The sequence below is a fragment of the Candidatus Streptomyces philanthi genome (assembly GCF_059553635.1).
Genome location: NZ_JCANQV010000055.1, coordinates 1 through 25,636 on the forward strand (window position 1 = coordinate 1; position 25,636 = coordinate 25,636).

A 25,636-nucleotide genomic window follows, 5' to 3' on the forward strand; every position below is an offset into this window, starting at 1 on the left:
CCGGAGGGCGGCGGAAGGTCCTCCAGCAGGGTGCGCAGCGCGCTCGTCACCAGGGAGCAGACCGTGTCCGGGTCGGCCCGGGCCAGGGGCTCCTTGCCGATGACCACCCGCATCAGACCGATGCCGAGCATCCACGCCAGCGCGAGGTCGGCGCGCAGCCCCCGGTCGTCGGCCCGGCTGAAGGCGGCGAGCACCCGCGCGTAGTCGTCGCCCATCGCCCGTACCGTGGTGCCGATGTCCTCGCTGCTGCCGATGGAACGCAGAAAGGTCTCCAGCGCGGGGTCGCCGTTGCCGAGCATGCCGCGCAGCGACGTCTCCAGGAGGCTCTCGGGCGGGGTGCTCGCCACCTGTTCCTTCGCACTGCGCGCCACGACCTCGCCGAACAGGGCCTTCTTGGAGCCGAAGTAACGGAACAGCAGGGCCTGGTTCACCCCGGCGCGTTCGGCGATGTCGCGTACGGTCGCCCGTTCGTACCCCCGCTCGGCGAACAGCGTGGTCGCGGCCTCCAGCAGCAGCCGCCGTGTGACCTCCGCTCCCCGGGGACCCGCCGTCCTCGCCGTGGACTCCATCGTTCCGCCCTTCTCCGTGCCCGGCCCCTCCCGGTCCCCGCGAACAGGTTCCCCCGGAAGGGGTGTTGACCGTCCCAATGATCCAACCTACGTTTGTAAGCATCTGCTTACGCAAGGGAGGCCCGGTGACCGCGCTCGACATGACACCCCTCGACTACCCCTTCAACGACCCCGAGGGGTTAGCCCTCTCCCCGTCCTACGACCAGGCGCTCCACCACCCGGGCCTGCTGCGGGTGCGCCTGCCCTACGGCGAACCGGCCTGGCTCGCCGCCCGCTACGCCGACGCCCGCCTGGTGCTCGGCGACCGCCGCTTCAGCCGCGCCGAGAGCGTCCACCACGACGAACCCCGGCAGTCCGAGGGGCAGCAGAACAGCGGCATCCTCAGCATGGACCCGCCCGACCACACCCGGGTACGCACCCTCGTCGCCAAGGCGTTCACCGTCCACCAGGTGGAGAAGCTCCGCCCCTGGGTACGGGAGCTGACCCACGGCCTGCTCGACGAACTGGAGGCCGCGGGCCCGCCCGTCGACCTCGTCGACCGCTACGCCCTGCCCATCCCCGTCGCCGTCATCTGCAAGCTCCTGGGCGTCCCCGAGAAGGACCGGCCCCGGTTCCGGGTATGGAGCGACGCCGCGCTCTCCACCAGCTCACTCACCGCCGCCGAGTTCGAACAGAACCGCGCGGAACTGCGCGCCTACATGGCCGACCTGATCGCCGCGCACCGCGCCGAGCCGCGCGACGACATCATGACCCGCCTCATCGAGGCCCGCGACGTCGGCGACCGCCTGTCCGAGCTCGAACTCGTCGACCTCTGCGTCGGCATCCTCGTCGCCGGACACGAGACCACCGCCACCCAGATCCCCAACTTCGTCCTCGCCCTCCTCGACCACCCCGGCGAACTGCGCCGGCTGCGCGAGGACCCCGGCCTCGTCCGCGGCGCCGTCGAGGAACTGCTGCGCTTCGTCCCCCTCGGCAGCGGCGCCGGGCAACCGCGCTACGCCACCGAGGACGTCGAGGTCGGCGGGACCCTGGTACGCGCGGGCGAACCCGTCCTCGTGGCCGTCGGCGCCGCCAACCGCGACGCCCTGCGCTTCGACGAGGCGGGCGCCCTCAACATCACCCGCGAGGGCAACCAGCACCTGGGCTTCGGCCACGGCGTCCACCACTGCCTCGGCGCCCCCCTCGCCCGCCTCGAACTCCAGGAGGCACTGGGCGCCCTCGTCACCCGCTTCCCCGGCCTGTGCCTGGCGGGGGACGTGGTGTGGAAGAACCAGATGGTCGTCCGCGGGCCACGCGTCATGCCGGTGGGGTGGTGACCGTGACCTGGAAGGCGGAGATCGACCGCACCCAGTGCATGGGGTCCGGCATCTGCGCGGCCCTCGCCCCCGACCTGTTCACCCTCGACACCGCGCAGGCCCGTCCCGTGCGGGAGGACATCCCCGAGGACGAACGCGCCCTGGACGCCGCCGACTCCTGCCCCGCCGTGGCGATCACCGTCCGCGACGGCGGCACCGTCATCGGCCCGCGCCCCTGACGCACCGCCCGGCCCGGCACACCGGCGGCGGTCCCCGCGGCCGCCGCCGACCGGGGAGGGACCCTTGCAGGCCGGAGGGCTTGCGGCCACTGTGGTGCCGACCGCCGCACGGCGGCCGACCGACCGCCTCCGAGGGGAGACCGCGTGGCCTCGTTCGTACCGCCCCACACCCTGCACGGTGAGGGCCCCCACAAGATCATCGCCGTCCACGGCTGGTTCGCCGACCGCTCCGCCTACGACCCGGTACTGCCGGACCTCGACCGGGACGCGTTCCAGTACGCACTGGCGGACCTGCGGGGATACGGCGAGGCCCAGCACGCCACCGGGCACTTCACCACCACGGAGGCCGCCGCCGACCTGCTGGCGCTCGCCGACCACCTCGGCTGGCACCGGTTCTCCCTCGTCGGCCACTCGATGGGCGGCGGCGTCGTCCAGCGGATCGCCGCCGCCGCACCGCACCGGGTCCGCAGGCTCGTCGGGATCTCCCCCGTCCCCGCCTCCGGATTCCCCCTGCCGCCCGGGAGGCAGGAACTCTTCACCTCCGCCGCGCACTCCCCGGACAGCCGGCGCGCCATCCTCGACACCACCAGCGGCGGGCACCGCCCGGCCGCCTGGCTCGACCGCATGGTGCGCCGATCACTGGAGCGCAGCGACCCGGAGGCCTTCCGCGCCTGGCTGGACTCCTGGGCGGGGGACGACTTCCACACCGACGTCGAGGGCTCGCCGATTCCCGCCCTCGCCGTCGTCGGAGCCCTGGACCCGGCACTGACCGCCGAGGTCACCCGCGGCACCTGGATGCGCTGGTACCCCCGCGGCGAACTCGTCGAACTGCCCTCCGCCGGCCACTACGCCATGGACGAGACCCCCCTCGACCTGATCCGGACCGTCGAGGACTTCCTGCGCGCCGACGACGAGCACGGCATCGGCGCCCCGTCCGGCGGAGGCCCCCGTGACTGAACCCCGCACCCCCGACATCTTCGACCCCCGCCGCTACGCCGAGGGGCTGCCCCACGCCGACTACCGCTTCCTGCGCGACCACCGCCCGGTCGCCTGGCAGGAGGAGTACGCGGTGCTCGGCTGGCCCGCCGGACCGGGCTTCTGGGCCGTCTCCCGCCACGCCGACGTCGTGAGGGTGCTCAAGGACGCGCGGACGTTCTCCTCCCACCTCGGCGCCACCCAGATCCGCGACCCCGACCCCGCCGACCTCGCCTTCGTCCGCCGCATGATGCTCAACCAGGATCCCCCCGACCACGTACGGCTGCGCCGCCTGGTCGGCCGGGCGTTCACCCCCCGCCGCATCGCCCGCTTCGAGGCCACCGTCCGCGAACGGGCCCGCACCCTGCTGGCCACCGCGCTCGAAAAGGCCCGCGCCGACGACGGGGTGTGCGACCTGGTCACCGCCGTCACGGACGACTACGCCCTGCTCAACCTCGCCGACCTCCTCGGCGTTCCCCCCGGGGACCGGAGCCTGGTCCTCGACTGGACCCGACGGGTCATCGGCTACCAGGACCCCGATGAGGCGGGCCCCGTCGCCACCGGCCCGGACGGCGCCCCCGTCAACCCGCGGTCCCCTGCGGCACTGTCCGACATGTTCGCCTACGCCGCCGAGCTGACCGCCCACAAGCGTCGGCACCCCGCCGACGACGTCCTGACCGTCCTCGCCGCCGAGGACGAACTGGCCGGGCCCGAGCGGGACATGTTCTTCTTCCTGCTCGCCATCGCCGGCAACGACACCGTCCGCAGCGCCGCCCCGGGCGGCCTCCTCGCCCTGGCGCAGCACCCGGACGCCTACCGCGCCCTGCGCTCGGGCGCCGCGGACCCGGCCCTGTGCGTCGAGGAACTGCTCCGGTGGCACCCTCCGGTGCTCAGCTTCCGCAGGACGGCGGCCCACGACACCGAACTGGCCGGGTGCCCCGTCCGCGCCGGGGACAAGGTCGTCGTCCTGCACGGCTCGGCCAACCACGACGAGCGGGTCTTCGACGTGCCGCACCGCCTGGACCTGACCCGCACCCCCAACCCGCACGTCTCCTTCGGCGACGGTCCGCACATCTGCCTCGGCGCGCACTTCGCCCGCCTCCAGCTGCGGACCCTCTACGAGGAGACGGCCGCCGCGCTGCCCTCCCTGGCCCTCGCCGGGCCGCCGCGACGGCTGGTGTCCAACTTCATCAACGGGCTGAAGTCGCTGCCGGTGCGGGTGCCCGGCACCTGACCGCGCGACGGGCGGTCAGTGCGCGTTCTCCGTCGGGCGGAGGTCCCTCGGAATCCTCGCCCAGGTCAGGGCCGCGGCGGCCAGCGGCAGCACGGCCGCCATCAGGAACGTCGGCGTCATACCGGAGGTGAACGCGTCGGCGGCGCGCGCCAGCAGCGCGCCGCCGGCCGGCCCGCCGATCTCGCCGGCCACCCGCGCGGCCTCACCGATCGAGTCGCGCACCGCCGACGCGGCACCGCCGAACGGGGCCGCGTCGGCCAGATGGAAGCGGTACAGGGCGGTGGCCGTACTGCCCAGGATCGCCACGCCCATCGCGGCACCGAGTTCGTAGCAGGTCTCCTCGACCGCGGCGGCGCCGCTGACGTCCTTCGCCGGGGCCGACGCCATCAGCGTCACGGAGGCGGCCGTGGTCGCGACGCCCACTCCGAGTCCGAGGACGGCGAGCGCGGCGGCCGTCCCCGGGTAGCCCAGCGTGCCGGACCGCTGGAGCAGCCAGGGAAGGGCGAGCCCCGCCGTCATCAGCAGCAGACCGCCGCCCATGACGTGCCGTATCGGCAGCCGGTGCATCAGGGCGGGGGTGACCAGTGAGGTCACGACCAGGCCCAGGGGCGCGGGCAGCAGCCGCACCCCCGCCTCCAGGGGCGTGTAGCCCTGCCCGTACTGGAACCACTGCGTGATCAGGAACAGGGCGGAACCCAGTGCGATCATGCCGAGGAAGATCGAGGCCGCGGCGATGGAGAAGGACCGGGACGCGAACAGCCGGACCTGGAGCAGCGGGTGCTCCAGCCGGAGCTGGCGGCGCACGAAGACGGTGAGCGTCACGGCGGCCACGACCAGCAGCAGCCAGACCACGGGGTCGGCCGGGCCGCTCTTGCCCAGCTGCTTGATGCCGCCCGCGAGGGCGAGCATGCCGACGATGGACTGCCCCACGCCCCACCAGTCCCAGCGGCCCTCACGCGGCTCGCGCGACTCGGGCAGGAACCACGACCCGAGGGCGATGATCACCAGCGCCACCGGGACGTTGACCAGGAACGCGGACTGCCACCCGTTCCGCTCGACCAGCAGACCGCCGACGACCGGGCCGAGCGCCATGCCGCCGCCGAAGACCGCGGACCACACCGCGTAGGCCAGGGCCCGCTCACGGGCGTCGGTGAAGGCGTGCCGCAGGATCGACAGGGTGGCCGGCATGATCGCCGCCCCGCCGGCGCCGAGCAGCGCGCGGGCCGCGATGACCTGCCAGGCCGCGGTCGCGGACACGGCGGCCAGCGAGGCCAGCGCGAACATGCCGAAGCCGGTCAGCAGCAGCCGTTTGCGCCCCCACCGGTCGCCGAGGGCACCCGCGGTGACGAGCAGCCCGGAGAGCACCAGCGCATAGACGTCGATGATCCACAACTGCTGCACCGCACTGGGCCGCAGATCGCCGACGAGCGACGGGAAGGCGACGTTGAGGATCGTGGTGTCCATGGCGATCAGCAGCAGGCTGCCGGACAGGATCGCGAGGACGGCCCAGCGCCGAGGGTCACGAGGCGCGGTCATGATGTAACACTCCCATTCCGAATGAGACAATAATGTCTCACGCGAGGCGTGGAGAAGTCCACCTGGGGTGTGCCGGCCCGCCTGGGGCCCTCGTCGCTCCCGTGGGCGTCAGTCGTGCGCGAGGCGGCGTTCGAGGCTTTCGACCTTGCGGGTCAGGCCGTCGCTGACGCCCGGCGTCAGGTCCGCCTTGAGGTTGAGCGACACCCGTGGCGCCCGTGCGCTCACGGCGTCCACCGCCCGCTTGATCACCGGCATCACCTCGTCCCACTCACCCTCGACACAGGTGAAGAGGGCATCGGTGTGATTGGGCAGGCCGGAGGCGCGGACCACACGGACCGCGTCGGCGACATGGTCGGAGAGGTGCTCGCCGACCCCGAGCGGAGTGACCGAGAAAGCGATGATCATGCCCGGCAGCATGGCACCCACCGCCGGACCCTCCGGCGCAACGCGCCGCTCCCTCCCACCTCCCCGCCCGACGACCGTCCCGTTGGCGGACAGCGGGGCCCCGCCGGACGTACGGGCACGGACATTCCGCTCGTTTTTCGGTGTGCCGTCGCTCTCGATGCCGGCCTGCCGCGCCCTTTCCGTGCGCGTCGTGCCGGGCAGGGCCGCCGCGTTACGGACGTGTACGGATTCACCGGTTCCTGCCGATTCCCGGTTCGGGAAAGGCAGCGGCGCCGGGCGCGTCCAAGGCGTATTCCCGGCGGAAATGCGGGCGCGTTTCACGGTGGGGCGGTGGGGTGCCGCGGAAATATCGGTTTTGCATCGTTCATACGGTGAAGGGTGCGGGAAAGAGGGTGATGTGCTGCGACCGCGCACGGGTCACGACGAGGACCTCGAAGGGGAGTGTGCCGGGGTAGGTCCGGTATTTCCCAAGAGGGTGGGACGTACCGGAAGTCGTAACCGCTGTCGCGTTCTCCAGACATTGAGAAGGTCGTGCCAGCGCATTAGTCATACTAAGTAACTCACACTGGTGATAGTTGGCGCTCTCAGCGTTCCAACCGGGCTGGTTATCCGGTTCAATGACCGGCAGGTGGGTGAGTGGCGCGGTACGGGCCGCTCGCCCCGGAGGGCCGCGTGACGGCCGAAGCGAATGGGTGGGACTCGTAGGCGACGGGGGCTTCTGAAAAGCCGCGAGCCGTCAAGAGATCCGCAAAAGCCTGGCAGCATCGGTGTGTATTCCGCGTCGCTCCGGGGTGCCCGCCTGCCTTCCGGATGATCTTCGGAAGGTTGAATTGACTGATGGTGCCGTGAGGGTCCGGTGAGGAGTGCAGGCCCCCCACAGTTGGTCGATTCTTCACTCACGGACCAGCTGCTTCTCCTTTTTCCGCATCCGTTGCGGAGGTGCCACGAATGGAAGAATGTGAAAAGACGAACGGCAGGTGCGCGGGATTCTCTGCCTTTCCCGTGGTCCGCGCGACGGCCCGTCCCTTTTCCCCGGCGGCCGCGGCCGCGCTCCGCGCGGTGACGCCGTGCCCGGACCGCGATACCGCCCGGACCGGCCCGCGCTTCCCCGTGCCCGCCACCGTCTCCCCGTCCGCCCACCGGACGACCGGCCGCGCACGGGAGTGCCCCGCGCCCCGGCCGCGGCCCGCGTCTCCGGTACGGCGTCCCGCTCGTCCCCAGTTCCCCCCGGCGGTCCGCCCGTCGGCCGGTGATGCCCGGGTCCTGTGCCCCGGCGTCGTCCCCCGGCTCCGGCGACGTCCCCGCCGGCCTTCTCCCCCTGTGGCGCCCTACGGAGGGGACCGGGTGCGAGCCCGCTCCACCGGTCTTCCGGGCGCCCGCAGTACCCACCGTTTCCACGCCGTGCCGCAGCGCTCACGGCTTGAGGAGTCCGACCATGGCTGACGCGATCAGTGCCTCTCCACGCGACAAAGTAGCAATCATCGGCATAGGTCTCCGCATGCCCGGAGGCGCGTCGGACCACCGCACGTTCTGGCGGAACCTCGCGGACGGCAAGGACTGCATCGTCCCCACCCCGGCGGACCGGTACGACGTCCGCACCCTCGCCAGCCGCCACAAGGACAAGGCGGGACGCCTCGTCGGCGGACGCGGCGGCTACATCGAAGGCCTCGACGAGTTCGACCCCGCGTTCTTCGGCATCAGCCCCCGCGAGGCCGACCACATGGACCCCCAGCAGCGCAAACTGCTGGAAGTGACCTGGGAGGCGCTGGAGGACGGGGGCCAGCGGCCCGCCGACCTCGCCGGCAGCAACACCGCCGTCTACATCGGCGCGTTCACCCTGGACTACAAGATCCTCCAGTTCGCCGACCTGGGCTTCGAGACGCTCGCCGCGCACACCGCGACGGGAACGATGATGACCATGGTGTCGAACCGCATCTCGCACTGCTTCGACTTCCGCGGCCCCAGCCTCTCCCTCGACAGCGCGTGCAGCTCCTCCCTGGTGGCCGTCCACCTCGCGTGCCAGAGCCTCGCCAAGGGAGAGACCGACCTCGCGCTCGCCGGCGGCGTCCTGCTGCACATGGCACCGCAGTACACCATCGCCGAGACCAAGGGCGGCTTCCTCTCGCCCGACGGCCGCTCCCGCACCTTCGACGCCTCCGCCAACGGCTACGTACGGGCCGAGGGCGCGGGCGTGGTCGCGCTCAAGCGGCTCGACGACGCGCTGCGCGACGGCGACCCCGTCCACGCCGTGATCCTCGGCAGCGGCGTCAACCAGGACGGCCACACCAACGGCATCACCGTGCCCAACCCCGACGCCCAGATCTCCCTCGTCCGGAAGGTCTGCGCCCAGGCGGGCATCACACCGGGCGCACTCCAGTACATGGAGGCGCACGGCACCTCCACCCCGGTCGGCGACCCCATCGAGGCCAACGCGCTCGGCCGCGCCCTCGCCGAGGGCCGCGCGCCCGGCGCCCGGTGCTACGTCGGCTCCGTCAAGGCCAACATCGGCCACACCGAGTCCGCCGCCGGCATCGCCGGACTCATCAAGACCGCGCTGTGCCTCGAACACCGGAAGATCCCGCCCCACATCAACCTGGAGCGGATCAACCCCGCCATCGACCTGGACACCCTGCCGTACGAGATCCCCGACCGGCTGACCGACTGGCCCGAGCACCAGGGCCCGGCCCGGGCCGGCGTCAACTCCTTCGGCTTCGGCGGCACCAACGCGCACGTCCTGCTGGAAGAGGCACCGGCACGCACGACCGGCACCCCGGCGGCCGCGCCGGCCCCGAGGAACTGGACCATCCTGCCGCTGACCGCGCGTCACCCCGAGGGCCTGACCGAACTGGCGGAGGGCGTCCGCCGGGATCTCGACGGCACCCATGGCCCGGCACCGGCACTCTCCGACCTCGGCCACACCCTCGCCCACCGCCGCCAGCACCTGGAGTCCCGGCTCTCCGTCGTGTACTCCTCCCGCGCGTCCCTGGACGAGGCGCTCGCCGCGTACCTGCGGGGCGAGTCCCACCCACGGGTCCTCCAGGGCCGCGCACTGGACCCCGCCGAACGACGCCTGGTCTGGGTCTTCACCGGCATGGGACCCCAGTGGTGGGGGATGGGCCGCCAGCTGTTCGAGAGCGAACCGGTCTTCCGGGACGCCGTCATCGCCTGCGACCGTGCCCTCGGCCGGTTCGCCGACTGGTCGCTCCTCAAGGAGATGACGGCCGACGAAGCCGACTCCCGCATGGCCGAGACCTGGCTCTCCCAGCCCGCCAACTTCGCCGTCCAGGTCGGCCTCGCCGCCCTCTGGCGCGCCCACGGCGTACGCCCGGACGCGATGGTCGGACACAGCACCGGAGAGATCGCCGCGTTCTACGAGGCGGGCGTCTACTCCCTGGAGGACGCGGCCAGGATCGCCGTGCACCGCAGCAGGTTGCAGCACGAACTCGCCGGGACCGGCACCATGCTCGCCGTGAGCCTGACCGAGGACGAGGCGGAGCGCCGCGTACAGCCCTACGGCGACCGGGTCTCCGTCGCCGCCGTCAACAGCCCCACCGCCATCACCCTCGCCGGTGACGAGGACGCCCTCGGGCGGCTCGCCGAGGAACTCCGCGCCGAGCAGGTCTTCGCCAAGTTCCTGACCGTACAGGTCCCGTACCACAGCGCCGCCATGGAGCAGATCAAGGACGAGGTGCTGACCTCACTGGCCGGTCTGGCGCCCCGGCAGGCACAGGTACCGCTGTACCTCACCGGCGTGGACAAGACCGCCGACGGCCGCGAACTGGACGCCGAGTACTGGTGGCGGAACATCCGCGACCGCGTACGGTTCCGCTCCGCCGTCGACCGCCTCGCCGACGACGGGTACGGCCTCTTCCTGGAGATCGGCCCGCACCCCGTCCTCGCCCACTCGATCGGCGAATGCTTCGACGCCAGGGGCCTCACCGGCCGCACCCTGCCCTCGATCCGCCGCAAGGAGAACGAACCCGAGCGCTTCGCCGCCTCCCTGGCCGCGCTCCACAACCACGGCACCCCCGTCGACTGGGACGTCCTCCACCCCGCCGGCACTCCCGTCCCGCTGCCGCGCTACCCCTGGAAGCGCGACCGCTACTGGACCGAACCGCACCCCGTCGCCCAGGTCCGCCTCGGCCACCGCGACCACCCGCTGCTCGGCCGCCGCACCGACCACGCCGAACCGACCTGGCAGGCGCGGCTCGGCACCGAGGAGCTGCCCTACCTCGCCGACCACCGCATCCAGGACACCGTGGTGTTCCCCGCCGCCGGCTACCTGGAGATGGCGGCACAGGCCGTACGGGCGCTCACCGGCGGCAGCGGAGCGACCCTCGCCGACATCGAACTGCGCAAGGCCCTCTTCCTGCCCGACGGCGAGGACCGCACCGTACAGCTGTCCCTCTCCCTGGAGAACGCCGCCTTCACCATCGCCTCCCCGCCCGACGGCGGCGACCGGACGGTGCACGCGAGCGGCGTCGTACGGGCCGGACAGCGGCTGGCCCCCGGACCCGCACTCGACACCGCGGCGGTCCGGACCCGCACCACGCACCGCCTCGACGGCGCCGAGTGCTACACCGCGCTCGCCGCCCTCGGGTACCACTACGGCCCCGCGTTCCAGGCCATCGAGGAGGCGTGGATCGGCGACGGCGAGGCCCTGGCCCGCATCCGCCCGCCCGAGGGGCTCGGCGACGGCTCCGCCGACCACCACGTCCACCCTGTCCTGCTCGACGCCTGCTTCCAGTCCCTGTTGACACCGCAGATCCTGGAGCACCGCGAGGACTCCCCGGCCACCGGCGTCCGGCTGCCGCTCTCCCTCGACGAGGTCAGCCTCGACGCGATCGGCGACCGGCCGCTGTGGGCCCACGCCACCGTCGCCCCCGGCGACGGGGACGCGCTGATCGGCGACATCGCCCTGTACACCGAGGACGGCGCGGCCGCCGGCCGGATCCGCGGCTTCCGCGCCGCCGACGTGGAGAAGACGGCGGCCGCCGTCGCCCGAAGCACGATCGACTCCTGGCTCGCCGAGACCGTCTGGACCGACCGCCCCCTCGACGCCCCGGACCCGGACGTCACACAGGCCGCGCGGGACTGGCTCGTCCTCGCCGACCACGGGGGCGTGGGCGACGCACTCGCCGCCCTCGTCGAGGCCCGCGGCGGACGCTGCCACCTGGTGCGCCCCGGCGACACCTACCGCGGGGACGCGGAGAAACGCGAGTTCACCGTCGTACCGGGCTCCGCCCCGGACCTCGAACGGCTCCTCACCGACCTGCGCCAGGACGGCACGACCGCCCTCGGCCCCGTCGTCCACCTGTGGAACCTCGACCTGCCGCGCCTCGCGGACACCCGGCGGCAGCAGCTCGGCGGGCACCACAGTGCCGGCACCTACTCCCTCGTCGCCCTGGCCCAGGCACTGCTCGCCCGGGAGGCCGGGGACCGGCTCCACATCGTCACCCGGGGCGCGCAGCCCGTCGTCCCCGGCGAGGCCGTCGAACCCCTGGGCGCACCCGCCTGGGGCGTCGGCCGCGTACTGCGCCACCAGGAACTGATCGGGCACCCCGGCAAGCTCATCGACCTGGACCCCGCCGACGGCAGGGGAGCGCGGGCGGAGGCCGAGGCGCTGCTGCGCGAGATGCTGACCGACGACGAGGAGGAGATCGCCCTGCGCGGCGACCGCCGCCTCACCAGCCGCATCCGCTCCGCCGAGGACCTCACCCGGCCGCTGCCGCTGCGTCTGCGCGCCGACGGAAGCTACCTGGTCACCGGCGCGTTCGGGGCACTCGGCAGGCTGCTGTGCCGCACCCTCGTCAAGCGAGGGGCCCGCAGGCTGATCCTGATGAGCCGCTCCGTGCTGCCCGCGCGCGCCGAATGGCGCGGCACCGACCCCGCCACCCCGCAGGGCCGCGCCATCGCCTTCGTCAAGGAACTGGAGGCCCTCGGCGCGCAGACCGTCCTGGCTCCCGTCGACCTCACCGACGAGGAGTCCTTCACCTCCTGGCTCGACGCCCACCGCCGTGGCGACCCGCCGCCGATCCGGGGCGTGTTCCACCTCGCGGGACAGGTCCGCGACACCCTGGTGGCGGACATGGACCGGCCGACCTTCGACGCGGTCCACGGCCCCAAGACCGTCGGCGCCTACCTCCTGCACACCCACCTGCGCGACGAACCCCTCGAACACTTCGTCCTGTTCGCCTCGATCGCCTCCCTGCTGACCACCGCGGGGCAGACCAACTACGCCGCGGGCAACGCCTTCCTGGACGCACTGGCCCACCACCGCCGTGCGCACGGCCTCCCGGCGCTGAGCCTGGACTGGGGCCCCTGGGCCACCGGCATGATCGAGGAACTGGGGCTGGTCGACCACTACCTCCGCCAGCGCGGCATGAGCTCCCTCTCGCCCGAGGCCGGCATGGCCGTACTGGAGCGCGTCATCGGCCAGGACCGGGCCCAGCTGCTCGTCGCCACGGTCGTCGACTGGCAGGTCTTCCTCGGCTGGTACGCCGCGCCGCCGCCCCTGGTGACCGAACTGGCCGCCGCGGCCGCCGAGGCGCCCGCCACCGACGGGGGCGACGCCTTCCTCGACGCCTTCCGCGCCGCCGACGAGGACGGACGCAAGGCGCTGGTGACCGAGCGGTTCACCACACTCATCGCGTCCGTACTGCGCACGACGGCCGAGCAGATCGACCCGCGGACCGGCCTCGGCGTCCTCGGCCTCGACTCGCTGCTGGCGATGGAGCTGCGCGCCCGGGTCCACGCGGAGCTGAAGGTCGCGCTGCCGGTGGTCGCCCTGCTCAGCGGCACTCCCGTCGGCGAACTGGCCACGCAGCTGTACGACGGCCTGACCGCCCTGGTCGCGGACGACGCCGCCGGCACGGCCGCCGCCGCGGTGGAGGTGTACGACGACGAGCGGCAGTACCCGCTCACGCAGAACCAGAAGGCACTCTGGTTCCTCAAGCACCTCAACCCCGACGGCTACGCCTACAACATCGGCGGCGCCGTCGAGGTCCGCACCGTACTCGACCCCGACCTGATGTTCGAGGCCGTCCGGCACCTGATCACCCGCCACCCCGCCCTGCGCACCAACTTCCTGCTGGAGGACGGCCGCGCCGTCCAGCGGGTCGCGCCCAAGGCCAACCCGGACCTCGCCCTGTACGACGTGCAGGACCGGGAGTGGGACGACATCCACCGGATGATCGTGGACGTCTACCGCAGGCCCTACGATCTCGAACACGACCCCCTCGTCCGCTTCCGCCTGTTCAAGCGCGGACCGGACCGCTGGGTCATCATGAAGGCCGTCCACCACATCATCTCCGACGCGATCTCCACGTTCACCTTCATCGAGGAACTGCTGGCGGTGTACGAGGGACTGCGCCAGGGCCAGGAACCCTCACTGCCCCCGGTGGCCGCCCGCTACCTCGACTTCCTCAACGCGCAGAACGAGTTCCTGGCCGGACCCGAGGCCGGGCGGATGCTCGACTACTGGCGCGGCCACCTGCCCGCCGAGATCCCCCTCCTCGACCTGCCCACCGACAAGCCCCGCCCGGCGGTGCAGACCCACAACGGCGCCTCGGAGTTCTTCGTCCTCGACACCGGACTCAGCGCCCGCGTCCACGCGCTGGCCCGCGCCCACCACGTCACCCCGTTCATGGTGCTGCTGAGCGCCTACTACGTCCTGCTGCACCGCTACTCGGGCCAGGACCAGATCATCGTCGGCAGCCCGGTGACCGGCCGCACCCAGCAGGAGTTCTCCTCCGTCTACGGCTACTTCGTCAACCCGCTGCCGCTGCACGCGGACCTCTCCGGTTCCCCGTCCGTCGCCGAGCTGCTGGAGAAGGTCCGCCGGATCGTGCTGAACGGCCTGGACAACCAGGAGTACCCGTTCGTGCTGATGGTCGAGGAACTGGGCCTCCAGCACGACCCCAGCCGCTCCGCCGTCTTCCAGGCGATGTTCATCCTCCTCACCCACAAGGTCGCCACCGAGAAGTACGGCTACCGGCTGGAGTACATCGAACTTCCCGAGGAGGAGGGACAGTTCGACATCACCCTGTCGGCCTACGAGGACGAGGCGGAACACCGCTTCCACTGCGTGTTCAAGTACAACACCGACCTCTTCCTCCCTTCCACCATGCGGCGGATGGCCTCCCACTACGTCAACCTGCTCGACAGCATGACCCGGGCACCGGGCGAACACCCCACCACCCGGCTGGAGATGCTCGGCTCCGAGGAACGCGAACGGCTGGTCGCCGAATGGAGCGGCGCCCGCCGCGCGGCCCTCGCCCCGGGCGGCACCGCCACCGACCGGCCCGTCCACCACCTGATCGGCGACATCGCCGCCGAGCGCCCCGACGCCATCGCCGTCTCGGCCCCCTCCTACCGCGGCGCGACCCGGCGGCTCACCTACGGCGACCTCGGACGCCGCTCGGCACGTGCCGCACACCGGCTGCGCGCCCTGGGCGTGCACACCGGCACGGTCGTCGCCGTCTGCCTCGACAAGTCACCCGAACTGATCGTCACCCTGCTGGCGGTCCTCAGGGCAGGCGGGGCCTACCTGCCGCTCCAGCCCGACCAGCCGGCCGACCGCCTCGCCCACATGGTCCGCACCGCGGACGCCCGCGTCATCGTCGTCGGCGACGGCGCCCGCCGGGAATGGGCGGACGGCCTGGGCCTCACCACCCTGACACCGGACGACCTCGGCGCCACGGCCCCGGGCACCGACGGCCCCGGAGCCGACGGACACGGCCCGGAAACCCCCGTCGCCATGGACGCGCCCGCCTACGTCATCCACACCTCCGGCTCCACGGGACGCCCCAAGGCCGTACAGGTCAGCCACCGCAACCTCGCGTCCGCCTACCACGCATGGCACCAGGAGTACCGCCTGGACGACGACGTACGGGTACACCTCCAGATGGCGGGCCCCTCGTTCGACGTCTTCACCGGCGACCTGGTGCGGGCGCTGTGCTCCGGCGGCAACCTCGTCCTCGCCGACCGCGACCTCCTCTTCGACACCGCGCGCCTGTACCGGACGATGCGGGAGGAGGGCGTCGACTGCGGCGAGTTCGTCCCGGCCGTCGTCCGCGGCCTGATGGACCACTGCACCCGCGAAGGACTGCGCCTGGACTTCCTGAACCTCCTGGTGGTCGGCTCCGACGCCTGGAAGGTCGAGGAGTACCAGCGCCTGCGCGCCCTGTGCGGCCCCGACACCCGTCTGGTCAACTCCTACGGACTCACCGAGGCCACCATCGACAGCTCCTACTTCGAGGGGCCGGTCGACGACCTGGAGCCCGGCCGGATGGTGCCCATCGGCCGCCCCCTGCCCAACAGCACCCTGCACGTCCTCGACGAGCACGGCGAACCGGTCCCGTCCGGCGTCCCCGGCGAACTGTGGATCGGCGGCGACGGCGTCGCCCTCGGCTACGCCGGCGACCCGGACGGCACGGCACAACGCTTCGTCACCCGGACACTGAGCCGGGAACCCGGCGCCGCACCCGTACGCCTCTACCGCACCGGCGACCTCGCCCGCTGGGACGCCCAGGGGCAGGTGCACCTGCTCGGCCGGAGCGACAGCCAGGTCAAGCTGCGCGGACACCGCATCGAGATCGGCGAGATCGAGTCGCACCTGGCGCAGTGGCCCCCGCTGGCCCGGGCCGTCGTCACCGTCCTCCCCGACGCCAAGGGGGAACCGGTGCTCTGCGCCCACTGCGTCCCCGCGGACGGCGAGACACTCGACCGGCGCGCCCTGCGCCGCCACCTCGCCGGGTTCCTGCCGACCCACATGATCCCCTCCTGCTTCGTGGAGCTGCCCGAACTGCCCCTGACCCCGAACGGCAAGGTCGACGTCGCCGCCCTGCCCGCCCCCCGCTTCGACGAGGGCCCCACCGTCCACGAGGCGCCGGAGACCCTCTACGAGGTGAGCATGGCCCGGCACTGGACGGCACTGCTCGGGCTGGAACAGGTCGGACTCGAACACGACTTCTTCGAGATCGGCGGCAGCTCGATCAAGCTGATCGAACTGATCCACCACCTCCAGAAGGAGTTCGGCGTCACCATCCCCGTCAGCCGCCTCTACCAGGTCACCACCCTGCACGGGATGGCCAGGACCGTGGAGGACCTCGTCACCAGCCTGGTCTCCGAGGACCTGCCCTACCTGGACTTCAACACCGCGCGGGGACGGACGGTCTTCTGCTTCCCGCCGGCCGGCGGCCACGGGCTCGTCTACCGGGGATTCGCGGCACAGCTCCCGCAGTACTGGTTCATCGCCTTCAACTACCTGCCCGGCGACGACAAGGTCGCGCGCTACGCCGATCTCGTGGAGTCCGTCCAGCCCGAGGGCCGGTGCGCCCTGCTCGGCTACTCCCTCGGCGGCAACCTCGCCTTCGAGGTGGCCAAGGAACTCGAACACCGCGGCCGCGAGGTCGACCACGTGATCATCCTGGACTCGTACCGCATCATGGAGCCCTACGTCCCGGGCCCCGAGCACCTCGCGGTCTTCGAGTCCGAGCTGGGCGACCACCTCCACAAGCACACCGGGTCGCGGATCGTCGCCGAGGAGACCCTCCGGTACGCCGCCGAGTACCTCGCCTTCTGCGGCCGTACCCCCAACCTCGGGGAGGTCACGGCGGCGGTCACCGTCATCGCGGACGAGGAGAAGGCGGCGCTCTACGCCCCCGGCGAGCGCGGTACCTGGCACGGCGGCTCCACCGCCGTCACCACGGTCCTGCGCGGCTCCGGGACGCACGCCGAACTCCTCGACCCCGATCACCTTCCCCGCAACGCCGACCTGGTACGCGGCATTCTGACAGGAGACCAGCCCCATGCCGGTTGACGAGGAGCCCGACTGGAGCACTCCCGGGCGCACACGCGACGGCCACCCCCGCGTCATCGTCATCGGCGCGGGCGTGGGCGGCATGTCCACCGGCTGCTACGCGCAGATGAGCGGCATGCGGACGCGGATCTTCGAGAAACACGTCCTGCCCGGTGGCTGCTGCACGGCCTGGTCGCGCGACGGCTACATCTTCGACTACTGCATCGAGTGGCTGATCGGCACGGCCGAGGGGAACGAGGCCCACCAGGTGTGGCGCGAACTGGGCGCCCTCGACGGCAAGACGATCACCAACTTCGACATGTTCAACAAGGTCGTCGACGAGACCGGACGCTCGGTGACGTTCTACAACGACCCCGACCGTCTGCAACGGCACCTGACGGAGATCTCCCCGGCCGACGCACGGCAGATCCGCCGCTTCTGCCGCGACCTGCGGCGGTTCACCGCCATCGAGCTCTACCCCTTCCTGACCGCCCCCGGACTGCGGACCGTACGCGAACGCGCGGCGCTGCTGCGGACCGTGCTGCCGGCGTTCCGCCTCTTCTGGCGCACCGCCGCGACACCGATGCACGCCTACGCCGACACCTTCCAGGACCCGCTGCTGCGCCGGGCCTTCCGCAACATCTTCTTCCAGGACCCGGAGAGCTTCCCGGTGCTCCCGTTCCTCTTCAACATGGCCAGCGCCTACCACCACAACGCGGGATTCCCCCAAGGGGGTTCCCTCGGCCTGGCCCGGTCGATCGAGGAGCGGTACACCGGGCTGGGCGGAGAGATCACCTACCGCGCCCGCGTCGAGAAGGTCCTGGTCGAGAACGACCGGGCCGTCGGCATCGAGCTGCGCAACGGCAAGCGGTACTACGCCGACCACATCGTCTCCGCCTGCGACGGCCACACCACGGTGTACGGACTCCTGGACGGCCGCTACACCGGCCCGCGGATCGACAAGCTCTACGAGGACCTGCTCCAGCGACCGGGCACCCTGTTCCCCGCCGTCGTCTCCGCCTTCGTCGGCATCCGCGGCGACCTCGGCCCCGACGAAGCCCACAGCACCACCTACCTCCTGACCGACGAGGACGCCGCCCAACTGCCCGGCGCACTCCAGAAAAGCCTGGTCGTCCAGGTGCGCTCGCGCTACGCCGACGGCTTCGCCCCGCCGGGCAGGTCGGTGCTGCACTGCACCTACTTCAGCGACTTCGACCACTGGAAGGCGCTGCGCACCAGCGACCGCAAGGAGTACCGGGCACGCAAGAGGCAGGTCGCCGCCTTCGTCCGGTCGTTCCTCGACCGCCGCTGGCCGGGCGTGGGCGAGCGCATCGAACTGGTCGACGTGGCCTCCCCGGTGACGACCACGCGGTACACCGGGAACCACGAGGGGTCGATCCTGGCGTGGAAGGCGTTCTCCGACGCCGACGACGTGTCGGCGAAGCTCGTCGGCAAGGACCGGATGAGGCTGCCGGGGCTGAGCGGCTTCTCCATGGCGGGCCAGTGGGTCGGCATGGGCGGACTGATCCGTGCCGCGTCCACCGGCCGATTCGCCACGCAGTATCTCTGCGAGGAACTGGGCCTGGAGTTCCGGGCCTGGGAGAGCCCGGGCGGCGAGCCCTGGCACCGCGGCAAGCTGGGGCACCTGCCGCAGCTCGACAGGCGGTCACGGCGCGAGGAGGCCGGCGCGTGAGCGGCGAGGAGAACGTCCCCACGGCGGGCGCCAGGGAGACGATGATCATCATCGGTGCCGGTCTCGGTGGCCTGTCCACCGGCTGCTACGCGCAGATGAACGGCTACCGGACCCACATCCTGGAGATGCACGAGCTGCCCGGCGGCTGCTGCACCGCCTGGGACCGCGGCGACTTCACCCTGGATCCCTGCGTCAGCTGGCTGCTCGGCAGCGGCCCCGGCAACGAGATGCACCAGATCTGGCTGGAACTCGGCGCCCTCCAGGGCAAGGAGGTACGCCACTTCGACGTGTTCAACATCGTCCGCGGGCAGGACGGCCGGGCCGTCCACTTCTACTCCGACCCGGACCGACTGGAGGCGCATCTGACGGAGCTGTCGCCCGCCGACGCCCGCCGCATCCGCGGTTTCTGCAACCAGCTGCGCGCCTTCCGCAAATGCCTCGCCGTCTACCCGTTCCTCAAACCGGTCGGCCTGATGGGGACGTTCGAACGCTGGCGGATGCTGGCCTCGTTCCTCCCGTACTTCAACGTCGTCCGCAAGTCCATCACCACCCTGATGACGGAGTACTCGGCGAAGTTCCATGACCCGCTGCTGCGGGAGGCGTTCAACTTCATCCTGTACGAGAAGCACCCCGCGTTCCCCGTACTGCCGTTCCACTTCCAGCTCTCCGCCCACGCCAACCTCTCCGCCGGCGTCCCCGAGGGCGGCTCGCTCGGGCTCGCCGAGTCGATCGAACGGCGCTACCGCAAGCTCGGCGGCGAGGTGACCTACAACGCCAAGGTCGAGGAGGTGCTGGTCGAGAACGACCGCGCGGTCGGCGTACGGCTCAGCAACGGCCAGGTGCACCGTGCCGACATCATCGTCTCGGCCTGCGACGGCCACACCACGATGACGAAACTCCTCAAGGGCCGCTACCTCAACGAGGAGTACCGCCGGCTGTACACCGAGACCATCTACCAACCGGGCATGGTGTTCCCCGGCTACTTCACCCTCTTCCTCGGCCTCGACCGCCCCTTCCCGGAGGGCGACCCCTGCACGACGTACCTGATCGACGACTCCCTGGCCGCCGAACTCACCGGCATCCGCCACCCGAGCATCAATGTGCAGTTCCGCAGCAGGCATTACCCCGAACTCTCGCCCCGCGACACCACCGTCGTCTACGCCACCTACTTCTGCGACATCGCCCCCTGGCGCGCCCTCGACGAGGGGCCCGAGCAGGCCACCCGCAAGCGCGGCGGCCAGGAGCTGCACACCCTGCCGGTACGGCACGGGCGCGGCTACTACGCCGCCAAACGGCGGGCCCGCAACGCGCTGGTGGGGTTCCTGGAGCAGCGCTACCCCGGCATCGAGGACGCGATCGTCGTCCGCGATGTGTCCAGCCCGCTCACCCAGGTCCGCTACACCGGCAACTACGACGGCACGGTGCTCGGCTGGCAGCCGTTCGTCGAGAGCGGCGAGACGCTGGAGGAACTGGTCAAGAAGTACGGCCCGGGGCTTCCGGGGCTGGAGAACTTCTACCAGTCCGGGGTCTGGGCCACGACGGGCGGCCTGATCCGGGCCGCGGCCGCGGGACGGCACGTCATGCAGTTCGTCTGCCGCGACGACGGCAGGGAGTTCACCGCGTCCGTCGACGAGTCCGCGCCACCGCCGACCCATGTCGTCATCCCGGTGGGCACGGACGTGCCCACCGCAGCTCACCCGCAGGACGTCACCGTGGAAAGGGACGCGTAATGAAGATCGAGAAGTGGCTGGTCCGCGAGCACGTCGAGGGCACGCCCGAGGTGGAACGGATCTACGAGAAGGCCGTCGAGGACGTCACCGTCGACCTCGCGCCCGACGAGATGCTGCTGAAGACCCTGTACGTGTCCGTCGACCCCTACCTCCACGGCATCGCACTGGACACCCCGCTCGGCGACCACATGGGGGCCGACAGCATCATGGAGGTCGTGGAGGCCGGGCCCCGCGCGGCCCACCGGGTGGGCGACCTGGTGCAGGGATTCGGCGGCTGGCGCTCCCACGTCATCGGCACCGGCGCCCCGGCACTGTGGCAGACCGGCACCTTCCCGATGGTCTTCCCCGCCTACCGCCGGCTCGACCCGCGGTGGTACGACGACGCGCTGCCGCTCGCGACGGCGCTGGGCGCCATGGGCGGGCCCGGTATGACGGCCTGGGGAACGCTCACCAAGTTCATGACCCTCAATCCCGGCGACACCCTGGTGATCAGCGGCGCCACCGGCCCCGTCGGCACCCTCGTCGGCCAGCTCGCCAAGCGCGAGGGCGTACGGGTCGTCGGCACCACCTCCACACCGGAGAAGGCGGAGCAGCTGACCGGGCTGGGATTCGACGCGGTCGTCCACTACCGGCACGGCGACGACACCGACGCCGTACGCGAGGCCCTCACCGAAGCGGCGCCCCACGGCATCGACCGCTACTTCGACAACATCGGCGGCACCCTCACCGACGCGGTGTTCTCCCTGCTCAACGTCGGCAGCCAGGTGGCCGTGTGCTGGCAGTGGTCGAGCCAGGTGGGCCGGCAGAGCGAGGGGCCGCGGCTGCTGCCGTACATCATGTTCCCCAGGACGACCGTGCGCGGCATCTTCTCCCTCGAATGGTTCACCGACGAGAACTGGGAGGCGCTGCACACGGAGTTGGGCGGCCTGGTCCGCCGGGGCGAGGTGGTCCTCGACCACACCCTCCACCACGGGTTCGACGCCATCCCGGCCGCCTACGCGTCGCTCTTCCACGACCGGGCGGCCAAGCGGGGCAAGGTCCTGGTCAAGCTCTGACCGCCGCCCCACCCCTTCGTCCGCAGTACCGGTAGGAGTCAGCACCGTGTCCACCCCGCAGTACCCCAGCACCGATCCGCACTTCGCACCGGTCCCGATGCACCGTCTGACGTTCGCCGAGGTGGGCCCGCCCCGGCCGGTCGCGCTGCCCGACGGGACCCCGGCCTGGCTGGTGACCCGGCACCCCGAGGTGCGGTTCGTCCTCACCGACGCCCGTTTCGGCCGGTCACGGCTGTACGACCCCGACGCGCCGCTCCTGACGGACCTGCCGGGGCTGGTGGGCGATCCGGACGTGATCTTCAACCAGGACGGCTCCGACCATCTGAGACTGCGCCGGACCGTGAGCCGCGCGTTCACCCCCAGGGCGGTCGCCCGCTGGCGCCCCTGGATCGCCGCGATCGTGGAGGAACGCCTGGACGCGCTGGCCGGGGGGCCCTCGCCGGCGGACGCGGTGGCCGGGTTCACCCTTTCGCTGCCGGTCTCGGTCATCAGCCGCTTGATGGGGCTGGACCCCTCGGTACGGAAGCAGCTCCAGCGCTGGAGCGAGCACGCCTACTCGGACGGCTCGCACCCGGAGCAGGACCTGCGGACCGTGCTCGACGAGTTCGCCTCGTACGGCGCCGGGCTGCTGGCCGAGCGGCGCCGTACGCCGGGGGACGACCTGATCAGCAGTCTGGTCAGGGCCGCCGACGAGGAGGGCGGCATCCCCGAGAAGCAGCTGATCGGCCTGGTGTGCGGTCTGATCGTGGGCGGTCACGACAGCACGATGACGATGCTCAGCAACATCCTGCTCTATCTGCTCGGCGAGCGGCGCGAGTGCTGGCCGCGGCTGGCGGAGGACGAGGAGACGGCGGGCGCGGCGGCGGAACGCCTGATGCATCTCATTCCGCTGGGGGACGACCGCGGAAGCCCGCGGTACACGACGGAGGACGTCGAGGTCGGCGGGGTGACCATCCCGGCCGACTCGGTGGTCCTCGCCGACTGCGGTGCCGCCAACCGCGACCCCGACATCTTCCCCCCGCGGCCGTTCGACGACCTGTTCGCGCCGCTGGAGGGCGCCAATCTGTCGTTCGGCGCCGGGCCGCACTACTGCCTGGGTGCCTGGCTGGCCCGGCTGGAGATGCAACTGGCCCTGCACCGGCTGGCCGTCCGCTTCCCGGACCTCCGGCTGGCGGAGCCGATGGACGCCGTCGTCTGGCGCCTGGGCGCCTCGTCCCGCAGCCCGCTGCGGCTCATGGTGACCTGGTAGACGGGCGGAGCGCCCCCTGCGGGGCGCCCGTTCCCGCTGTGGCCCCCGGGGTGGTGACGGCCCCGGGGGCCACGCGCTTCCGGCGGCCGCTTCCCCGTCAGGCACGGGGGCGGTGTGCGACGGCCGGCCCCGGGACGCGCGACCCGTTCCGCCCCCCGGCGGCGTACCTGCTGTTAGCGTCGGGGCCCCGCCCGTACGGCACGGCGGGGCACCGCCAACCGGCGGGCGGACAGCGGACGAAGGGCGGAACCACGTGAGCACGGAGCGCGGCCGGCGGGCCTGCATCGGATCCTTCACCACGGACGGCGGGCCCGGCCTCACCACCGCCGCCGTCGACCCGGCGACCGGGGCCCTTTCCCCGCTGTACTCGACCGACGTCCTCCCCAACCCGTCCTACCTCGTCCCCGGGCCCGGCGGGCGCCACCTCTACGCGGTCAGCGAGACCTCCGACGGCGCGGTCGCCGCCTTCGACCTGAGCACCGCGACGCCCGCGCTCCTTGCCCCGCCCGTCCCCGTGGACGGCGCGGACCCCACCCATCTCACCCTGGCCGACGGTCATCTCGTCACCGCCAACTACAGCTCCGGCAGTGTCAGCACCGTCCCCGTACGCCCCGACGGGACGCTCGCCGGGCCCGCCACCGTCCTGCGCCACCACGGCAGCGGCCCGCACGCCGACCGCCAGCAGGGCCCGCACGCGCACGCCGTACGCACCGACCCCGGCGGGCGCTGGCTGCTCAGCGTCGACCTCGGTACGGACTCCGTCCGCGTCTGCGCGCTCGACCCGGAGCACGGCACGGTGGAGGTGCGCGACGAGGTGCGGCTGCGGCCGGGCAGCGGCCCGCGCCATCTCGCCTTCCACCCCGAGGGCCGGCACGTCTATGTCGTGGGCGAACTCGACCCGGCGGTGACCGTCTGCCGCTGGGACACCACCGGGGGCACGCTGACGCCGCTGGGGGAGACCCGGCTGCTTCCCGACGACGCCACGGGGGAGAGCTGGCCGTCCGCGCTGGTCGTCTCCCCGGACGGCCGGTTCCTGTGGGCCGCCAACCGGGGACACGACAGCATCGCCGTCCTCGCACTCACCCCGTCGGGTGACGCCGCGACGCTCGTCACCACCGTGCCCTGCGGCGGCCACTGGCCCCGCGACCTGGCGCTCCACCCCGACGGCCGGCACCTCTACGCCGCCAACGAGCGCTCCGGGGACATCACCTGGTTCACCGTCGACCCGAGGACGGGCATCCCCGCACGGGGCGGCTCCGTCGCCGCGCCCGCCGCGTCCTGCGTGGTCTTCGTCTGACCCGTCCGGCGTGCTGGTGTCTCATGGCGGAGGGCCGCCCCGCGCGGTGCGGGACGGCCCTCGGGGCCCGGGTCCGGACGTCGCTACCGGACCGGTACGCCCTGTCCCGCCCGCCGGAGGTCGATGCCCACGGCCGCCGCGTAGTTCGACAGCACCAGGCGGCCCACCGCACCGTACGCGCCCAGCGCCTCCGCCGCGGCGCAGCCCGCCTCGGCGGCGGCCGCGGCGAGCAGCCCGTCGGCGATCTCCGGGCCGATCAGATACGGCGCCAGCGCGAGCTGCTGGGAACCGGAGGCGCGCAGCTGCTCGGCCGTACGGGAGATCGCGCCGTCCTCGTCCAGCGCGGCCGCCAGCACCGGCACCGCCAGCCGGGCGGAGAGCAGCATGCCGGTGATCCCGGCCGCCTGCACGGCTTCCTCGCCGCCGACGGTGGCCAGGACGATGCCGTCCGCCGCGGTCGTCACCGTGAACAGCCGGGCCCGGTCGGCGCGGGCCAGACCGGCCTCGGACAGCCGCACGTGCAGCGCCTCGGCGAGCAGCGGGTGCGGGCCGAGGACATCGGTCAGTTCGGCGCCGGAACCACTGTTCATCATGGCCTGGCGTATCCGGCGCAGCAGCCCGTTGTCCGGGCCGGCCAGCAGCGGGACGACCACCGCGGCGGGGCCGGGGTGGGTGGGCCGGCCGTCGGCGCCCACGCGGGCCTTGTGCTCGGCCGCGGCGTGCGCCAGCACCGCCTCCAGGGACGGGAAGTCCGCGTCACCGCCGTCGAGGTACCCGATCCGGGCGTCGAGGCCGGGCAGTTCGGACCGGGCGATGAAGGTGACCTCTTCCGCCAGGGCGCGGATCGCGGCGGTGGGGGTACCGGGCACGGCCAGAACCAGGGCGGGTGCGCCCTCGGGTGCGAGAAGGGGTTCCGGCTTGCGGTGGCGGCCGGACTGCCGCGGGCGCGGCATACGTACGGGCAGGCCGGGTACGGCTCCGGGGCTCGTGGACGGGTCGTCGGAAAGGGGCGAGCCAGGTGCGGGCCCAGTGGGGGAACTCATGGCGCCGCATGCTAACGCCTTGGGGTGCCCCGGCGCCTTGCGAGGGTTCCGTCAGGCGGTATCCGTCCCGATTTATCCCGCGCGTCACCGGGGCGCATTCCGTCCGCAGGGCGTGTGATCTGCAACAACGTGCCGTCGACGGGTAGCGTGAGACGGTCGTGGGCGAGGGCGGCGGCGACGGCCAGCGCCCCGTCGAGAGGGCTGCCCCCGGGCTCCTCGGGACGCACGTCCGGCAGCCTCTCCGCCAGCGCCGCGCGCAGCGGCGCGAGCAGCGGCTCACCCATGCGGAACAGCCCTCCGGTGAGGGCCACCGTACGGTCCCCGTCCGCCGGGCAGACCGCGGCCGCGGCCTCGGCGATGTGCCGTGCGGCGTCGCGGAGGATGCCCTCGGCGACCGGGTCGGCAGCGGCGGCGCAGCGCGCCACATCGGGCGCGAACGAGGCGAGGACGGCGGCCCGGTCGGTCCGCGGATAGAGCCTGCCGGGCAGTTCGGCGGCCGGTCCGAACCGGGACTC

Annotated in this window: 15 protein-coding genes; 10 read left to right on the forward strand and 5 right to left on the reverse strand. The window is 72.3% G+C overall.

Going from position 1 to position 25,636, the window contains the following annotated elements; genetic code table 11:
* A partial coding sequence (locus tag AC51EU_RS09610; RefSeq protein ID WP_496266318.1) for a TetR/AcrR family transcriptional regulator occupies positions 1–569 on the reverse strand: 569 nt, incomplete at its 3' end.
* A 140-nt stretch (positions 570–709) separates the two neighbouring features.
* Between AC51EU_RS09610 and AC51EU_RS09615 the strand changes: the two genes are divergently transcribed.
* From AC51EU_RS09615 to AC51EU_RS09630, 4 genes are all read left to right on the forward strand, one after another.
* Positions 710–1,885, forward strand: coding sequence for a cytochrome P450 (locus AC51EU_RS09615; RefSeq protein WP_496266330.1), 1,176 nt, complete (start codon positions 710–712; stop codon positions 1,883–1,885).
* A gap of 2 nt (positions 1,886–1,887) precedes the next feature.
* The gene (locus tag AC51EU_RS09620; RefSeq protein WP_496266319.1) at positions 1,888–2,103 is read left to right on the forward strand and encodes a ferredoxin; all 216 of its coding nucleotides are present in this window, start codon (positions 1,888–1,890) and stop codon (positions 2,101–2,103) included.
* Positions 2,104–2,247: 144 nt separating this feature from the next.
* Positions 2,248–3,060 (forward strand): alpha/beta fold hydrolase, encoded by an 813-nt coding sequence (locus AC51EU_RS09625; RefSeq protein WP_496266320.1) that lies wholly within the window; start codon positions 2,248–2,250, stop codon positions 3,058–3,060.
* Complete coding sequence (locus AC51EU_RS09630) at positions 3,053–4,312, forward strand: cytochrome P450 (protein ID WP_496266321.1); 1,260 nt, start codon at positions 3,053–3,055, stop codon at positions 4,310–4,312. The genes AC51EU_RS09625 and AC51EU_RS09630 overlap by 8 nt, the downstream gene beginning before the upstream one ends.
* 15 nt (positions 4,313–4,327) lie before the next feature.
* Here AC51EU_RS09630 and AC51EU_RS09635 read toward each other — a convergent pair whose 3' ends face one another.
* Positions 4,328–5,848: an MFS transporter gene (locus AC51EU_RS09635; protein ID WP_496266322.1), complete on the reverse strand. Its 1,521-nt coding sequence runs from the start codon at positions 5,846–5,848 to the stop codon at positions 4,328–4,330.
* Positions 5,849–5,956: 108 nt separating this feature from the next.
* Positions 5,957–6,253 carry a thiamine-binding protein gene (locus AC51EU_RS09640; protein WP_496266323.1) on the reverse strand — a complete coding sequence of 99 codons (297 nt, stop codon included), beginning with the start codon at positions 6,251–6,253 and terminating at the stop codon, positions 5,957–5,959.
* 1,435 nt (positions 6,254–7,688) lie between these two features.
* Between AC51EU_RS09640 and AC51EU_RS09645 the strand changes: the two genes are divergently transcribed.
* The 6 genes from AC51EU_RS09645 to AC51EU_RS09670 all read left to right on the forward strand — a co-directional run bounded on the left by AC51EU_RS09645 (position 7,689) and on the right by AC51EU_RS09670 (position 24,078).
* Complete coding sequence (locus tag AC51EU_RS09645) at positions 7,689–17,075, forward strand: non-ribosomal peptide synthetase/type I polyketide synthase (protein WP_496266324.1); 9,387 nt, start codon at positions 7,689–7,691, stop codon at positions 17,073–17,075.
* Entirely contained in the window at positions 17,065–18,747 is a 1,683-nt protein-coding gene (locus AC51EU_RS09650; RefSeq protein ID WP_496266325.1) for a phytoene desaturase family protein, read from the forward strand. Before AC51EU_RS09645 ends, AC51EU_RS09650 begins: the two co-directional genes overlap by 11 nt.
* Positions 18,748–18,788: 41 nt before the next feature.
* Entirely contained in the window at positions 18,789–20,477 is a 1,689-nt protein-coding gene (locus AC51EU_RS09655) for a phytoene desaturase family protein (RefSeq protein WP_496266331.1), read from the forward strand.
* A complete protein-coding gene (locus tag AC51EU_RS09660) occupies positions 20,477–21,532 on the forward strand; it encodes an MDR family NADP-dependent oxidoreductase (protein WP_496266326.1) in 1,056 nt (351 codons plus the stop codon). The genes AC51EU_RS09655 and AC51EU_RS09660 overlap by 1 nt, the downstream gene beginning before the upstream one ends.
* A 97-nt stretch (positions 21,533–21,629) precedes the next feature.
* Positions 21,630–22,781: a cytochrome P450 gene (locus tag AC51EU_RS09665; protein ID WP_496266332.1), complete on the forward strand. Its 1,152-nt coding sequence runs from the start codon at positions 21,630–21,632 to the stop codon at positions 22,779–22,781.
* A gap of 253 nt (positions 22,782–23,034) precedes the next feature.
* Positions 23,035–24,078 (forward strand): lactonase family protein, encoded by a 1,044-nt coding sequence (locus tag AC51EU_RS09670; protein ID WP_496266327.1) that lies wholly within the window; start codon positions 23,035–23,037, stop codon positions 24,076–24,078.
* Positions 24,079–24,161: 83 nt separating this feature from the next.
* Here AC51EU_RS09670 and AC51EU_RS09675 read toward each other — a convergent pair whose 3' ends face one another.
* The gene (locus AC51EU_RS09675; protein ID WP_496266328.1) at positions 24,162–25,121 is read right to left on the reverse strand and encodes a sirohydrochlorin chelatase; all 960 of its coding nucleotides are present in this window, start codon (positions 25,119–25,121) and stop codon (positions 24,162–24,164) included.
* A gap of 11 nt (positions 25,122–25,132) precedes the next feature.
* Positions 25,133–25,636 (reverse strand): BadF/BadG/BcrA/BcrD ATPase family protein (locus tag AC51EU_RS09680; protein WP_496266329.1); only part of this gene is annotated, 504 nt, incomplete at its 5' end.

Excerpts from the sequence above, each read along its gene's own strand:
- AC51EU_RS09615 (WP_496266330.1), top strand. The coding sequence starts at position 710 with ATGACACCCCTCGACTACCCCTTCAACGACCCCGAGGGGTTAGCCCTC.
- AC51EU_RS09635 (WP_496266322.1), bottom strand. The coding sequence starts at position 5,848 with ATGACCGCGCCTCGTGACCCTCGGCGCTGGGCCGTCCTCGCGATCCTG.
- AC51EU_RS09640 (WP_496266323.1), bottom strand. The coding sequence starts at position 6,253 with ATGATCATCGCTTTCTCGGTCACTCCGCTCGGGGTCGGCGAGCACCTC.
- AC51EU_RS09645 (WP_496266324.1), top strand. The coding sequence starts at position 7,689 with ATGGCTGACGCGATCAGTGCCTCTCCACGCGACAAAGTAGCAATCATC.
- AC51EU_RS09650 (WP_496266325.1), top strand. The coding sequence starts at position 17,065 with ATGCCGGTTGACGAGGAGCCCGACTGGAGCACTCCCGGGCGCACACGC.
- AC51EU_RS09655 (WP_496266331.1), top strand. The coding sequence starts at position 18,789 with ATGATCATCATCGGTGCCGGTCTCGGTGGCCTGTCCACCGGCTGCTAC.
- AC51EU_RS09660 (WP_496266326.1), top strand. The coding sequence starts at position 20,477 with ATGAAGATCGAGAAGTGGCTGGTCCGCGAGCACGTCGAGGGCACGCCC.
- AC51EU_RS09665 (WP_496266332.1), top strand. The coding sequence starts at position 21,630 with ATGCACCGTCTGACGTTCGCCGAGGTGGGCCCGCCCCGGCCGGTCGCG.
- AC51EU_RS09675 (WP_496266328.1), bottom strand. The coding sequence starts at position 25,121 with ATGAGTTCCCCCACTGGGCCCGCACCTGGCTCGCCCCTTTCCGACGAC.